General features: G+C 69.7%; 14 protein-coding genes. 5 read left to right on the forward strand and 9 right to left on the reverse strand.

Annotated features, from left to right (window positions below):
• Positions 1-99: 99 nt before the first annotated feature.
• From mnmA to mftF, 3 genes are read right to left on the reverse strand one after another with little or no spacing between them, the layout of a single operon-like run.
• A complete protein-coding gene (gene mnmA / locus MJ797_RS16025) occupies positions 100-1173 on the reverse strand; it encodes a tRNA 2-thiouridine(34) synthase MnmA (RefSeq protein ID WP_239335643.1) in 1074 nt (357 codons plus the stop codon).
• 5 nt (positions 1174-1178) lie between these two features.
• On the reverse strand, positions 1179-2366 hold the full coding sequence (locus tag MJ797_RS16030) for a cysteine desulfurase family protein (protein ID WP_239335645.1): 1188 nt from the start codon (positions 2364-2366) through the stop codon (positions 1179-1181).
• Positions 2363-3871 (reverse strand): mycofactocin biosynthesis glycosyltransferase MftF, encoded by a 1509-nt coding sequence (mftF, locus tag MJ797_RS16035; protein WP_239335647.1) that lies wholly within the window; start codon positions 3869-3871, stop codon positions 2363-2365. The genes MJ797_RS16030 and mftF overlap by 4 nt, the downstream gene beginning before the upstream one ends.
• 68 nt (positions 3872-3939) lie before the next feature.
• Here mftF and mftA point away from each other — a divergent pair, with 68 nt between their 5' ends.
• From mftA to mftC, 3 genes are read left to right on the forward strand one after another with little or no spacing between them, the layout of a single operon-like run.
• Positions 3940-4068: a mycofactocin precursor MftA gene (gene mftA, locus MJ797_RS16040; RefSeq protein WP_239335649.1), complete on the forward strand. Its 129-nt coding sequence runs from the start codon at positions 3940-3942 to the stop codon at positions 4066-4068.
• Between the two features lie 38 nt (positions 4069-4106).
• The gene (gene mftB / locus MJ797_RS16045; RefSeq protein WP_239335650.1) at positions 4107-4406 is read left to right on the forward strand and encodes a mycofactocin biosynthesis chaperone MftB; all 300 of its coding nucleotides are present in this window, start codon (positions 4107-4109) and stop codon (positions 4404-4406) included.
• A complete protein-coding gene (mftC, locus tag MJ797_RS16050; protein WP_374582354.1) occupies positions 4393-5583 on the forward strand; it encodes a mycofactocin radical SAM maturase in 1191 nt (396 codons plus the stop codon). The genes mftB and mftC overlap by 14 nt, the downstream gene beginning before the upstream one ends.
• Positions 5584-5626: 43 nt before the next feature.
• Here mftC and MJ797_RS16055 read toward each other — a convergent pair whose 3' ends face one another.
• The 6 genes from MJ797_RS16055 to MJ797_RS16080 all read right to left on the reverse strand — a co-directional run bounded on the left by MJ797_RS16055 (position 5627) and on the right by MJ797_RS16080 (position 11192).
• Entirely contained in the window at positions 5627-6028 is a 402-nt protein-coding gene (locus MJ797_RS16055) for a PIN domain nuclease (protein WP_239335651.1), read from the reverse strand.
• Positions 6015-6272, reverse strand: a complete 258-nt coding sequence (locus MJ797_RS16060) for a type II toxin-antitoxin system VapB family antitoxin (protein ID WP_239335652.1) — start codon at positions 6270-6272, stop codon at positions 6015-6017. Before MJ797_RS16060 ends, MJ797_RS16055 begins: the two co-directional genes overlap by 14 nt.
• 137 nt (positions 6273-6409) lie before the next feature.
• Entirely contained in the window at positions 6410-6592 is a 183-nt protein-coding gene (locus MJ797_RS16065) for a hypothetical protein (RefSeq protein ID WP_239335653.1), read from the reverse strand.
• On the reverse strand, positions 6567-7928 hold the full coding sequence (locus MJ797_RS16070; RefSeq protein WP_239335654.1) for a cation:proton antiporter: 1362 nt from the start codon (positions 7926-7928) through the stop codon (positions 6567-6569). Before MJ797_RS16070 ends, MJ797_RS16065 begins: the two co-directional genes overlap by 26 nt.
• A 279-nt stretch (positions 7929-8207) precedes the next feature.
• Positions 8208-10094, reverse strand: coding sequence for an NAD(P)/FAD-dependent oxidoreductase (locus MJ797_RS16075; protein WP_239335655.1), 1887 nt, complete (start codon positions 10092-10094; stop codon positions 8208-8210).
• Between the two features lie 33 nt (positions 10095-10127).
• Complete coding sequence (locus MJ797_RS16080) at positions 10128-11192, reverse strand: RimK family alpha-L-glutamate ligase (RefSeq protein ID WP_239335656.1); 1065 nt, start codon at positions 11190-11192, stop codon at positions 10128-10130.
• 164 nt (positions 11193-11356) lie between these two features.
• Here MJ797_RS16080 and MJ797_RS16085 point away from each other — a divergent pair, with 164 nt between their 5' ends.
• Positions 11357-12070, forward strand: a complete 714-nt coding sequence (locus tag MJ797_RS16085; protein ID WP_239335657.1) for an RraA family protein — start codon at positions 11357-11359, stop codon at positions 12068-12070.
• Positions 12067-13148: class I SAM-dependent methyltransferase (locus MJ797_RS16090; protein ID WP_239335658.1), on the forward strand; the 1082-nt coding region annotated here is incomplete at its 3' end. The genes MJ797_RS16085 and MJ797_RS16090, both read left to right, overlap by 4 nt.

A 13148-nucleotide genomic window follows, 5' to 3' on the forward strand; every position in this document is an offset into this window, starting at 1 on the left:
ACGCGGGGAGCCGCGAGCCGGACAGTCCTGTTCTCGGGCGCTCGAAAGGTCAGGGCCTGAAACGCCGACCCGCCCGAACCCCGCGGATCAGCCGCCGGGTCAACCGGCATCGCGCGGGCCGGCACCGAACCGGCGGACATGGCCCCCGCCCAGGACCCGGTCACCGTCGTAGAGGACGACGGCCTGCCCAGGCGCGGTACCGCGGACCGGTTCGCCCAGCCTGATGTACAGCTCGTCCCCGACCGCCTCGGCGGTGGCCGGGACCGCCCGCCCGTGCGCGCGGACCTGGGCCGCGCACGCCACCGGGCCCTCATGCGGCCAGACCGCCACGTCCGCGACCAGATCGCGGACGTCGAGTGCCTGGGCCGGGCCAACCGTCACCGTGGCGGTCACCGGGGAGATGTCGAGGACATAACGCGGCCTGCCGTCGGGCGCGGGCCGACCGAGGCGCAGGCCCCGGCGCTGCCCGATCGTGAACGCGAACGCCCCGTCGTGCTCCCCCACCCGCTCGCCGGTGACGGCGTCCACCACCGGACCGGGCCGCGGCCCCAACCGGTCGCGCAGCCACCGGCCGGTGTCGCCGTCGGCGATGAAGCAGATGTCATGGCTGTCCGGCTTGTCCGCGACCGCGAGACCGCGGCGGGCGGCCTCGGCCCGGACCTCGGTCTTCGTGGTGTCCCCCAACGGGAAGATCGCGTGCATGAGCTGTTCGGGACGCAGCGTCCCCAGCACGTAGGACTGGTCCTTGTCCGGATCCACCGAACGGCGCAGCACCGCGCCGGACAGCTGGGCGTGATGCCCGGTGACGACCGCGTCGAAGCCCAGCGCCAGCGCCCGGTCGAGCACCGCCGCGAACTTGATCCGCTCATTGCAGCGGACGCAGGGGTTCGGCGTCCGCCCGGCTGAGTAGGCGGCAACGAACTCCTCGATGACGTCGTGCTCAAAGCGCTCCGCCAGATCCCACACGTAGAACGGGATGCCAAGGACGTCAGCGGCCCGGCGGGCGTCGTGCGCGTCCTCGACCGTGCAGCAGCCACGCGCGCCGGCGCGGTGCGACTCAGGGGATCTCGACAGCGCCAGGTGCACGCCGGTCACCGCGTGGCCGGCGTCGACCGCGCGGGCGGCCGCCACCGCTGAGTCGACTCCGCCGGACATGGCCGCAAGCACCCGCATCCCGTTCATCCTCCCGACAGGCCCGCCAGCGCACCGGCGCGGCGCGCCCGCTCCACCACCGGGGCGATCACTTTGACGAGTGCGTCGACGTCAGCGCGGGTGGAGGTCCGCCCCAGGGAGAAACGCAGCGACCCGCGAGCGCGGGCCTCGTCCACGCCCATGGCCAGCAGGACGTGCGACGGCCGGGCAACACCGGCGGAGCAGGCCGAACCCGTCGAGCACTCGATCCCGTGAGCGTCGAGAAGCAGCAGCAGCGAGTCGCCCTCGCAGCCGGGAAAGGTCAGATGGGCGATCCCGGGGAGGAGCCCCGAGCCCGAGGGTGCCCCGTTCACCACCGCGTCCGGCACCTCCACGAGGACACGTGCGACCAAATCATCACGTAGGGCAACGAGACGCTCCGCCTCGACCGGCCGTTCGCGGACCGCCGCGGTCGCCGCGGCCGCGAACGCCGCCACCCCCGGGGTGTCGAGCGTCCCCGATCGTAGATCGCGTTCCTGCCCGCCGCCGTGGGTCAGCGGCGCCAGCGCCAGCCCCCGGCGGACCAGCAACGCGCCCATGCCGATCGGACCGCCGAGCTTGTGGGCGCTGACTGTGAGCGCATCCGCTCCGCTGTCCTCGAACGACAGCGGGATCGACCCGACCGCCTGGACGGCGTCCGTGTGGAAGGCGATCCCGAAACCGTGTGCGACCGCCGCCAGCTCCGCGATCGGCGATACCGTGCCGACCTCGTTGTTCGCCCACATGACGCTCACCAGCGCGACGCTGTCGGGATCACGCACGATCGCCGCGGCGAGAACGTCGGGGTGCACCATCCCGGTGGCGTCCACAGGCAAGAGCTCGACCTGGGCATCCTGCGCCTCGGCGAGCCAGAACACCGCGTCCAGGATGGCGCGGTGCTCGACGGCACTGACCAGCACCCGGTGCCGGCGCGGCGCGACCGCCCGCCGTGCCCAGTACAGCCCCTTGATAGCCAGGTTGTCGCTCTCCGTCCCGCCGGCGGTGAAAACAACCTCCGACGGGCGTGCGCGCAGCGCGGCGGCCAACGCCTCACGCGACTCTTCGACTACTCTACGGGCGCGACGACCGCTGGCGTGCAGCGACGACGCGTTCCCGGCCTCCGCGAGCGCCGCGGTGTAGGCAGCCACGGCCTCAGGACGCATCGGCGTGGTCGCCGCGTGGTCGAGGTAGGTCACAACACTGAGGATATCCGCGCGCCGCCCGCTCGCCCCGGACGTACCCGACCCGCGCCAGTCGGGGCCGGGCGCAGCGGGAGGGTGGTACGGGCCCGCAGACAGCCCCACCAGACTCCGGCGCAGTAGGCGGCGTCGTCGGTGACACGCAGGACGACATAGGGGACGAGGCCGACGTCCGGGCGGTCGCGCCACCAGTCCCACGCGGTCGGCAGGACCGCCGCGGCCAGCAGGACCCGCCGGCCTGGCCGGCCCGCGGCAAGCCCGAGCGGCACCAGCCACACCCGCCGGGCCGTGTCCGCCGCCGCCCACGCCGTGAAGCGCCGGCCCTGAGCGACCAGAACCGCCGCGAGCGGCCCGGCATGTGGCACGGGCGGGCGCAGCTCGATGAGCTTGCGGCGTAGCCGCACCGCGCTGAGGACCGCGCCGAGTCCCACGGAGCCAGCGCTCCCCACGGTCAGGGCCGCTGGCCCGCGCACCGCCAGGGCAGCTGCCGCCACGCCCAGGGCCGCGCCCCGCGCCGGGCGCAGCGGCACGGGATGGCGCAGCGCGAGCGGCGCCGCGGACGATCCGTAGCCGACCCGTTGCGTGGCCCAGCCCAGCCAGGACGACCGGGGCTGGTGGAGCACCACTGTGGCCGCTTCGTAGCGCACCGACCAGCCGGCCGCGGTCAGCCGCCACACCAGGTCGACGTCCTCGCCGTAGCGCATCGCCGGATCGAAGTCGGCCAGCTCCCGACGGATCAGCAGCGCCGCGGCCGGCACATAGGAGATACGGCTGCCCGCACGGACCGGCCCGGACCGCGGGCCCAGGTCCAGCGGGGACCGTGACATCTCGTAGCGGGCGCGCAGGGCCCGGCCCGCGCTGGAGGCGACCCGCGGGGCCACGAGCGCGACCACCGGATCGACAAGATGCGGCAGCAGCCTGGTGAGCCAGCCCGCGCCGGGCAGCACATCCGAGTCGAGGAAGGCGACCAGCCCGGTTGTCGCGGCCCGCGCCCCGGCCATGCGGGCGGCCGCGGGCCCCAGCGGCGAGACATGCCTGATGACACGGGCACCGGCGAGCCGCGCGACCGCAGCGGTGGCGTCGGTTGAGCCGTCGTCGACCACGATCACCTCCCGGCAGCTCCCGGTGACCATGGTGAGCAGCCGGGACAGCTCCTCCGCCCGGTCGCGCGCCGGGATGACGAGGGTGACGTCGTCCGGGCCGGGCGTTCCCGGGACGTCGCTGGCGGGCGGCACGGGGTCGGCGTGCCCGGCGCTCACCAACCGGCGGGCGAGCGCACCCGCGCCAGCGCCGGCCTCCGCGACCGTCGCACCCGCCGCGAGGGCGCCGAACACGGCCGCGCCGGCCTGGCTCAGCGTGAGCAGCCGCAGCGGCGATCCACCGAGCAGTACCCGACCACGCGACAGGATGCGTAGGTCCGGGTCACACTGAACCGAGAACAGCGCAGGTAGCGGGGCTGCGGGCGGGCCAGGTGCCCGACTGCCACCGCCGGCTCCACCCACACGACGCACAGCACGAGCCGCCGGGCTCCCCGCATGGCCCACAGCACAATGACCCACAGGAGGAACCTATGGAATCCGCCGACAACGACCCCGCCTCGCGTGAGGTTCCAGGCATCTCCGCCGAGGGCACCGAGCCGGTGCTGGAGGACCTCCTGGTCGAGGACGTGTCCATCGACGGCATGTGCGGCGTCTACTGATCAACCAGCCACAGCCGAGGACCGTCACAGACGCATCGATGCCCACGCCCACGCACGCCGCCGCGGTCACGACCGGCGCCTTCGACCGCGGCCGCGCCTACCAGCTGCACCCGAAGGTCGCGCTGCGACCGGAACGCTTCGGCGCGCTCGCCTACTCCTATGACACCCGGCGGCTGTCCCTGCTGAAAGATCTGGATCTGGTCGCGGTGGTGCGCTCGCTCGCGGACGCGCCGTCCGCGGCTGCCGCGCTCGACGCGGTGCCCGCGGCGAAACGGCCGACGGTGGAGCGGGCGCTGGCCCGCCTGGTGGAAACGGGGTTCGTCCGTGAGCGTCACTGATACCGATGTGGCCGGGCCGGCATCCACGGTCCGGGCCCGCGGTTCCCTGCGGGACGAGCTGCTGCGCGGGCTCGCCGCGCCGATCTGTCTGACCTGGGAGTGGACGTACGCCTGCAATCTGGCGTGCGTCCACTGCCTGTCCTCCTCGGGGCGGCGCGACCCCCGCGAGCTGACCACCGGCCAGCTGCGTTCGGTCGTCGACCAGCTCGCCGGCATGCAGGTCTTCTACGTCAACGTCGGTGGCGGTGAGCCGATGACCCGGCCCGACTTCTTCGATGTGCTGGAGTACGCGGTCGACCATGGTGTCGGGGTCAAGTTCTCCACCAACGGAGGAATGATCACTCCGGTGAAGGCGCGGCGGCTCGCCGCGCTGGACTACGTCGACATCCAGATCTCCCTGGACGGCGCGGACGCGATGACCAACGACCCGGTGCGCGGTACCGGCTCCTATGACCGGGCCCGGACGGCCATGGATCACCTCGCCGCAGCCGGGTTCGGCGCGTTCAAGCTGTCCGTGGTCGTGACCAGGCACAACGCGAGCCAGCTCGACTCGTTCGAGGCACTGGCCCGGGACTACGGCGCGGAGCTGCGGATCACCCGGCTGCGCCCGTCCGGCCGGGGACGGGACTCCTGGGCCGAACTGCACCCGACCGCGACGCAACAGCGGGACCTGCATTCCTGGCTGCTGGCCCGGCCGCACGTGCTGACCGGCGACTCGTTCTTCCATCTGGCGGCCTACGGGCAATCCCTGCCCGGGTTGAACCTGTGCGGCGCCGGCCGGGTTGTCTGCCTGATCGACCCGGTCGGAGACGTCTACGCCTGCCCGTTCGCGCTGCACGAACACTTCCGCGCCGGCAATGTGCTGGACACCGGTGGGTTCGCGGCGGTGTGGCGGGAATCAGAGCTGTTCACCGAGCTGCGGGAACCGGGCAGTGCCGGGGCGTGCGCATCCTGCGGGCACTACGACGCCTGCCAGGGGGGGTGCATGGCGGCGAAGTTCTTCACCGGGCTGCCGCTGGACGGCCCCGACCCCGAATGCGTCCTCGGCCACGGCGAGGCGGCGCTGGCCGCGGTGAACCCCGCGAGCCTGCCCGCCGTCGACAACGACCACAGCAAGAACGACCGCAGCCGCAACCCAGGCGCCAAGCGCCTGCTCCCCCTGTCCGTCCTGCGCTGACAACGTCCGACACTGGCACCGTCCCGCGCTGACGACCGGCAGCTCACGCCACCGGTTCGATGCGCAGGTCGGTGACCCGGGCGAGGTGATCGAAGTCGCGGTCTGCATGCAACAGGCTCGCGTCGGCCTTGATGGCCAAGACTGCGACCAGGCAGTCCATGAGCGAACGAACCGTGACACCGCGGGCACGAGCCAGCCGGTAGAGATCGGCGGCCCGTTGGTAATCAGGGATTCCCGCCAGCGGAAGAACCGGGAACGGAGTCAGCCGCTTCTCAATCAGCTGGCCGTCGTCTGCTGTCCGGACTCCGGCAAGGAGTTCGAACCAGACGATCTCGGTGGTGACGAGAGGCGCCTTGTTTTCGACAAGCCTGCGGAGACGAAGATGAGCCGGCGATCTCGTGCCTCGGAAGAGCTCGATCCAGGCAGACGTATCAACAATGATCATCTTCCGCTCCCGAAGGCGACCCAAAAGGATCTTCAGGCAGACCCGCCGCACGAAGATCATTGATATCAACCCCCCAGCCCGCACCTTCAAGCTCGAGAATCTTTTGGCGCTCATCACGCATGATGATGTACCTCAAGGCGAGATCAACCATTTCGCGCCGCGTCCTGACGTTGTAGAGGCGCATCGCCTTCTCGATCAACTCGTCGTTGACAACGATGTTGGTCCGCACGTCCGTCATGGTCATTAACATACACACCCCTGTGTATTTTGCTTGTCAGCAGATCCAAAGACGACGATACGCACCGGATCGGATCGTGACAAGGTCGGTACATCAGGCAAATACCGCCGGGTCGGGATATGCGTGGACCGACGGCGGCCGGTTCAGAAGTCACCGGTGCGGCCGCGGAACTCCCGCAGGATGTCAACGAGCGACGTGACCTGGCCAGGGGACAGATCCGGGTTGGCGAAGACGCTCTCGTTGAGCCGGCCGGTCGCCGCGGCCGCGACGTCCCGCTGGGAAACTTCTGCCAGGACCCGCTCACGCTTGCGGGCGGCGGCTTCCAACGTCCGGCCCTGGAAGGTGCGCCCCTGCGCCGGCGGCGGGGCCCAGCTGCTGGGCCAGGGTCTCGTCGACGGTCCGCTCGACCCGTCGCATCGTGATCCGCAGGATCGGCGGAGTCATGACGGTGGTGACAAGCGCCACCAGGACCACCACCGTGTAGGCCGCCGTGCCCAACACGCCGAGGCGGAGCCCCACCGCGGCGACCACCAGGCCGATCACCCCGCGGGCGTTGAGCCCTGCGCCGAGCGCCAGCGCCTCCCAGTGGCCGAGCCGACCGGCCCGCGCGCCGAGGTAGACACCGCCGAACTTGCCCGCGACGGCGAGCAGCAGCACCACCAGGCCGGCGGCGAGGACCGGCGGATCGGTGAGCATGCCGAGGTCGACCCGTAGCCCGGCCGTGGCGAAGAAAATCGGAGCCAGTACGGTGAGTACCACCGTCCGCAGCGGCGCGACCCGGTCGGGGATGAAGTCCCGGCTGGACCCGACGACGATGCCGGCGATGAAGGCGCCAAAGATTGCCTCCAGTTTCAACGCATCCGTCGCGGCAGCCGCGGCAAGGATCAGCACCGTGACAACCGGGATGCAGCCGCTGCCGTCCCGCGCGGCCCCGGCGAACCGAAGCGCGGCCCGGACCACCGGCCGGCCGGCCACCAGGGCGACCAGCACCGTGCCCAGCACGCTCACGACCGGCACGGCGATGTCACCGCCATGCACGCCCGTGGTCGCCATCGCCGACACCACCGAAAGCATCGACCATCCGACCGCGTCGTCGACCGCGGCCGCGGCCAGGGTGAGCTGGCCGACGTTACGGTCCAGCAGGCGCATGTCAATAAGGATCTTCGCGGCGACCGGGATCGCGCTGACACCCAGCGCGACACCAAGAAACATCGCGAACACCGACCGGTTGGCGCCATCGGCGACGAGCGAGTCCGGCAGCAGCAGTCCCCCTGCGACTCCGAGGCCCAGCGGAAGCAGCAGCCCGGCGAGGCCGACTCGGACGACGGTCAGGCTGCGGCGGCGCACCAGCCCGATGTCCATGTCCATCCCGGTGAAACCGACCAGCAGAATCACGCCGAGCTGACCGACAGCGTCGAGGAGATGGAACTGGTCAGCGCGCGCCGGCAGCAGCCAGCCGGCGAAACCGGGCGCGAGCGTGCCGAGCAGGGACGGCCCGAGCAGCACGCCGGTGACCAGTTCACCCACCACGGCGGGCATTGCGAGCCGCGTTGCCACCCGGCCCAGGAGATGAGCAAGCCCGAGCAGCACCGCGATCTGGAGCAGGAAGATGAGAAGCACCTGCGACGACAGCGTGGCCACCGGACCGGACGCGTAGGCCATCACCACTCCTGCCAGAAGGTAAGAGCGCCCGAGGATAGGACTGTCCGGCTCGCGGCTCCCCGCATCCCGCCCGGCCGCGTTGTCCTCAGTCGGCGCCCACCACCAGGGCGCCTTCCTCCTCCGCCTCGCGATGCACGCACCCCAACCCCGCTCCTTGATCCACACCCCTGTTGCCGGGCGCTCTAAGGCGGAAATCCAAACGCAGATCGTGAATAACGTACCGACCACGCATGAAGCCGTGATGTGGTTTCCGGCCTCGATCAGCCCCGGTTTTCGACGTCATGGCTCCGTTCGTGCCGGCCGCCGCCCGCCGCGGAGCCGGTGCAGCACCTTCAGCCGGGCGGTGTCGGCCGCGTCCAGCGCGTAGCAGGTGAGAAACAGCGCCGCGAGCAGGGGAGCGCGTAACTTCAGCACGAGTGAGAACCGCTGTGACGCGGTCAGCGGCAGCGCGTTGACCCACGAGCGCGCCCACGGCTTGCGGAGCTTCCTCGGGGCGACGAAGTCCGGCCCGGAGATCTCCACCCGCGTCGAGCTCGACTTGCCGAGCAGCCGCCATGTACCGCTCGGCAGGCAACGGGTCAGCGACAGCTGGCAGAACACGCTGGGGCCCGTGATGCCGTGCTCGAGCCGCCACCGGGCCCGCTCGCCGAGCGTGGCCTGGAAACGTTCCACTCGACGGCGGAACGCCTGTTCCGTCGTCCAGTGCCCCAGCTGTCCCCTCGAATAGAACAGGCGGGTCTCGCAGAATTCCCGGTCCCTCCTGCTGGTCTCGTCCTCCTTGGACGTGTCACCGCCGGTCGCCGCCAGCCAGTTCGTCCAGCGGTACCGGGCGGTCCCGGTCGACCAGATGACCGCCCAGTCGAGCATGTGTGACAGCAGGAAGAAGCGTGGGTCGGCGATGGCGCCGCTGTACTTCTCCTGAACAAAGCTCCTGATTGTCAGCCAATCCTCAAAAGTGGCCCTGTTGACCCGGTCGATGTAGCCGGTGTCGAGGCAGGCGCGCCGGAGGTCCTTCTCGATGATGTTCGAGACATGCCACATGGTCTGGCAGGACTGGCCCAGTCCCTGGCTGTAGTAGGCATCGATAATCGAGGACGCGTCGCCGAGTATCGCGTACCGCCTGGGGTGGACGAAGGTGTCCGTCACGTGCTGCACGTTGCGGTACATACGGAACTCGAGCAGGTTCTCCCGGCTGAGCACTCCGTCGAAGACCGGGTATTCGGCCAGTGCCGCGAAGAACCGGTCCTTGGGGCCGCCTTTCTTCGGCAGCTTTTTCTGGTCGTAGGTGATGCCGACGCTCACCCGGCCTCCCGAGAGCCGGATCACCCAGATCCAGTGGCCGTCGCCCCACAGGTGCAGGGTGTACAGGTCTCTGCGGGTGGAGGTGCCGTCCGCGGTGGTGTACCGCCACACCGGTTCGAACATCTCGTCGGTGATGCCGGCGAACTGCCCCCACAGAGCCGTGGTCTGGAAGCCGTCGTTGAGCACCCGTGACTCGGCGCGGTGACCCAGCTTGCTCGCCAACATCCTGCTCCGTCCGGAACAGTCGATGACCCAGCGGGTGTGGACACTGCCCTGGGTCTTCGCGGCGTGGTCGGCCCAGGTCACCAGATGCGCGTCCGTGCCGGTCCGCGCGATCTCGACGCCGGTCACCCGGGCGGCGTCCAGGAAGCGGATGTTGTGCCTGCTGTGCACGGACTTGCGCAGCAGGTCTTCCGTGTCGGGCCGGCAGATCTGCTGGTCGACCACCAGCGCGCGGAACGCGAGCTTGTTTTTCGCGATCTTATATAAGTAGTGGTCACGGAAGTCGTCATGCATCTCCCGCAGCGTGAACTCCGACATTGCGGCGACGACCCATTCCGACTTGGGCCGGAACTCCCGCTGGCCTTGAACCCCATAGGTAAACCAGACACCCAGCTTGACGAAACAGTCGTCGTTGAGGAAGTCATCGAGATCACCGATAATACGGGGAACTCCGGTGGAGACCAGGAACGACTCGCCCACCTTGTAGCTGGGTTTCTGGCTGACCACGTCATCGATGACCGTCACGTCCATCCCGCGTTTCGCCAGTCCCAGCGCGGCGAGCAGCCCGACCATGCCCGCTCCCACCACTACAACCTCGGTACGCGTCACTTCCGTCGTCGCCGGGTGCGAAAGGCTGTCCATGTGCCGCTCTCCTCAGGTCATGCCTGTTGCGGTTCAGGCTGTTGCGGCGGCCCCGAGCATGCTGCGGGCATAGCGATCCAACGCACCGCCCTCACGCAGGAACAGCCGGGGGGCCACCAATTCGCATTCCAGCAGCTGCAGGCCCCCGTCCGGGGCGGGCAGAGTATCGATCCGTGCGTACCGCAGCTGCTCGAACCATGAGCACAGCAGGCTGTGCAGCTCCTCGGCCCAGGCGATGTGTGCGGGTGTGGCCTCGACGCGCTTGTTGACGCCACCGAAGGACTCGTGCGCAATCCAGCCGTTCTCGGCAACCGACTTGGCGATCGCATGGCTGTACCTTCCGCCGATGAAGACGAAGGACGTCTCGCCGCGAGTGGTGATCTCATCGACGAAGGGCTGCACGCTCACTGTCGTCATCGCGGTCAGCTCGGCGAACCGGCGCTCGGCGTTGCTCCCAGCCACCGCGTCGGAATCATCGGGCAACGTGAGGTGTGGATGGTCCGCGGTGGGGTCGGGGTCATCAATCGGGATTTCGGCCCGGGTCACCCGGAAGGCGTTCCAGCCGCGAGCCGACAGCGTCGGCTTGACCACGGCGCGCCGCCACCCGGTCCGCTCCAGGATGGTGTGGAGGGTGACCGGCGTCCCCCGGGACACCCACTCGGTCGGCACAACAGGGACCCCGGCGTCGGCGAGTCTGGGCAGATAGTCGAACTTGTCCAGCCCCCTGGCCACGAGTCCGGGCGGATTGACCACCGGAAGGCCGCCAGGAGCGTTCGCCCGTACCCGCGCGCAGAGCGCGTCGATACGCGGGATCAGATCCGGCTCCAGATGGAAATAGCGCAGCATGCGCAGGCTCAGCAGGTCGATGCCACTCCAGTTGATCTGATCCGCATCGGCAAGCTTGACGATCTCCACATCCGTGTCGTGCCGGGCGAAGGCGGCCTCCACATCGGGAAGGTCGTCGTGTGGGATCGTGAGACAGAGGTACGCGATTCGGCGTCGTCGAGTCACCCGGATGCCCTCCGCTGTCGGACGGCCAGCGGCGATGATCACCGTGGCAACAACGGAGACGCTAGTAGCACCGTCCTGGGCGGACATCCGTGTCGACGTCGGAGTTAAGGCCAGATGACACCGAATTAACGGATGGTATCCACGATACGCGATGCCGCCGCCGGCCCCCGGCTGCCGAGATCCTGCCCGGCGCCCTGGGTTTGGCGCCGGAACCTTGTCTGGGACGGCCACGACGAAGCACTGTCCGAACCGTGGATGCAGACGAGGTGCCATACCCGAATTCACCCGGAGACGTCAGCGGCTCCCTGCTGCGGAGCCTGAACGACACCGTTACCTGTTCGACGATCGCCGACGCGATGGACGCCCTCCATCGTGACGGTGCGGTGACCGGTCTGCGTCGGCTGACCGGAAGCGGGCTGGTCGTGGGGCCTGCTTTCACCCTGCGTTATGAAGTCGTGTCCGCGGATTCGCCAGGCAGCATCGGCGACTTCGTCGACGACGTGCCCGCCGGGGCCGTCGTCATGATCGACAATGCGGGCCGTGACTGGTGCTCGGTGTGGGGCGACCTGGTCACCACAGTTGCCCATGCGCGCGGCGTCGCGGGCACGGTGATCGATGGAGCCTGCCGTGACGTCGCGGGCAGCGCCGAGATCGGCTACTCGATCTGGGCCGCGGCCACCTGCGTCAAATCCGGGCGCGGCCGGGTCAGGCTGGCCGCCATGCAGGAGCCGGTCACCGTACGGGGCACCTCCGTCGCTCCAGGAGACTGGGTGTGTGCGGACGAATCGGGAATCGTCGTTGCCCCGGCCGGGATGGTTGACGCCCTCGCCACCGAGATCCGCCGGATCGACGATCTGGAGGGCCGGGTACTCGCCGCGGTGCGGGCAGGCATACCGCTGTCCGAGGCCCGAGCCGCCAACGGCTACCACCGCCTCGGCGCCTGCACCCAGGGAGGCCGGGCATGACGGGGCAGGGGGCTGTCACAGGGGAATCGGCCCACGGAGTACACCGGCCCGCCCGCGTGGTCCCGAGGCAGGAGATGACGGGGCATGCCCTGCCTCGGGTTGACATGGCGGACCAGCAATCCCAGCTCCGGGCGTTACGAGAGACCTGGCCGCACGTGTACGCGCTGATCGACGAGGAACGCGCCCTCGGCCTGGCCGCTGATGGGGAGCGCGACGACTTCGGTTCCGCGCGGCATGGCGGCCGAGGCGAAAGTTACGTCGACGCCCAACAGGCACACCCGCAGGCGCGGATCATCGGTATCCGGCACCTCATGGCCCTGGTGATCGGCCCAGCGGGCGACGATCGGCCGGTCGTTGTGGACCTGCTGGGCGGCGATGGGCTGCTCCACCGGGTCTGCCTGCGTCCCGACATGCCCGACGCGACGGTCGTCACCTGTGACGCGGCCTCGTTCATGGTCGCTCGTGCGTGGGCGGCAGGTGTTCCGGCGGTCCGGCAGCGTGCCCAGCGGCAGGTGTTCCGTTCGGGAAGCGTCGACGGTGTGCTCCTCGCATACGGCAGCCACCACATACCGGAGCCGGAGCGACAGGAGGTGGCCGACGAGGCGTGGCGAGTGCTGCGGCCCGGGGGCAGGTTCGTGCTGCACGACTTTGCCGAAGGGTCGCCCGTGGCGACCTGGTTCCTGGATGTCGTGGACAAACAGTCCGCGACCGGTCACCGCTACGCGCACTTCACCACTGACCAGATGCGAGAGTGTCTTGTGCGCTCCGGTTTCCGCACGGTGACGACGGACTGGATGTTCGACCCGATCGTGGTGACCGGTGCCTCGGAACAGGCGGCGCGGGCCGCGCTGGGCCACTACCTGGTGCGGATGTACGGGCTGGACAAGCTGGTGGCGGCTCATGGGCCCGAGGGTGCCTCGATGGTGGCGTTCGAACTCGCACGCCAGATATTCCGGTTCGACGACATGGGAGGCGACATGGGAGATCATGTCGGTGAATGCGTCGTCGAGCGGTTGGGCCCGTCGCGGTGGCGGTGCGTCCTGCCCCGCTTCGCTCTGGTCGCCGTCGGGAGGAAGCC

Source organism: Protofrankia sp. CiP3 (assembly GCF_917627345.1).
Classification (GTDB): Bacteria; Actinomycetota; Actinomycetes; order Frankiales; family Frankiaceae; genus Protofrankia.

What these genes read in the sequence shown, in the direction of transcription:
- mnmA (WP_239335643.1), bottom strand. Translation starts at nt 1,173, where the DNA reads ATGCGGGTGCTTGCGGCCATGTCCGGCGGAGTCGACTCAGCGGTGGCG.
- mftA (WP_239335649.1), top strand. Translation starts at nt 3,940, where the DNA reads ATGGAATCCGCCGACAACGACCCCGCCTCGCGTGAGGTTCCAGGCATC.
- mftB (WP_239335650.1), top strand. Translation starts at nt 4,107, where the DNA reads ATGCCCACGCCCACGCACGCCGCCGCGGTCACGACCGGCGCCTTCGAC.
- MJ797_RS16055 (WP_239335651.1), bottom strand. Translation starts at nt 6,028, where the DNA reads ATGATCATTGTTGATACGTCTGCCTGGATCGAGCTCTTCCGAGGCACG.
- MJ797_RS16060 (WP_239335652.1), bottom strand. Translation starts at nt 6,272, where the DNA reads ATGACCATGACGGACGTGCGGACCAACATCGTTGTCAACGACGAGTTG.
- MJ797_RS16070 (WP_239335654.1), bottom strand. Translation starts at nt 7,928, where the DNA reads ATGGCCTACGCGTCCGGTCCGGTGGCCACGCTGTCGTCGCAGGTGCTT.
- MJ797_RS16075 (WP_239335655.1), bottom strand. Translation starts at nt 10,094, where the DNA reads ATGGACAGCCTTTCGCACCCGGCGACGACGGAAGTGACGCGTACCGAG.
- MJ797_RS16080 (WP_239335656.1), bottom strand. Translation starts at nt 11,192, where the DNA reads ATGTCCGCCCAGGACGGTGCTACTAGCGTCTCCGTTGTTGCCACGGTG.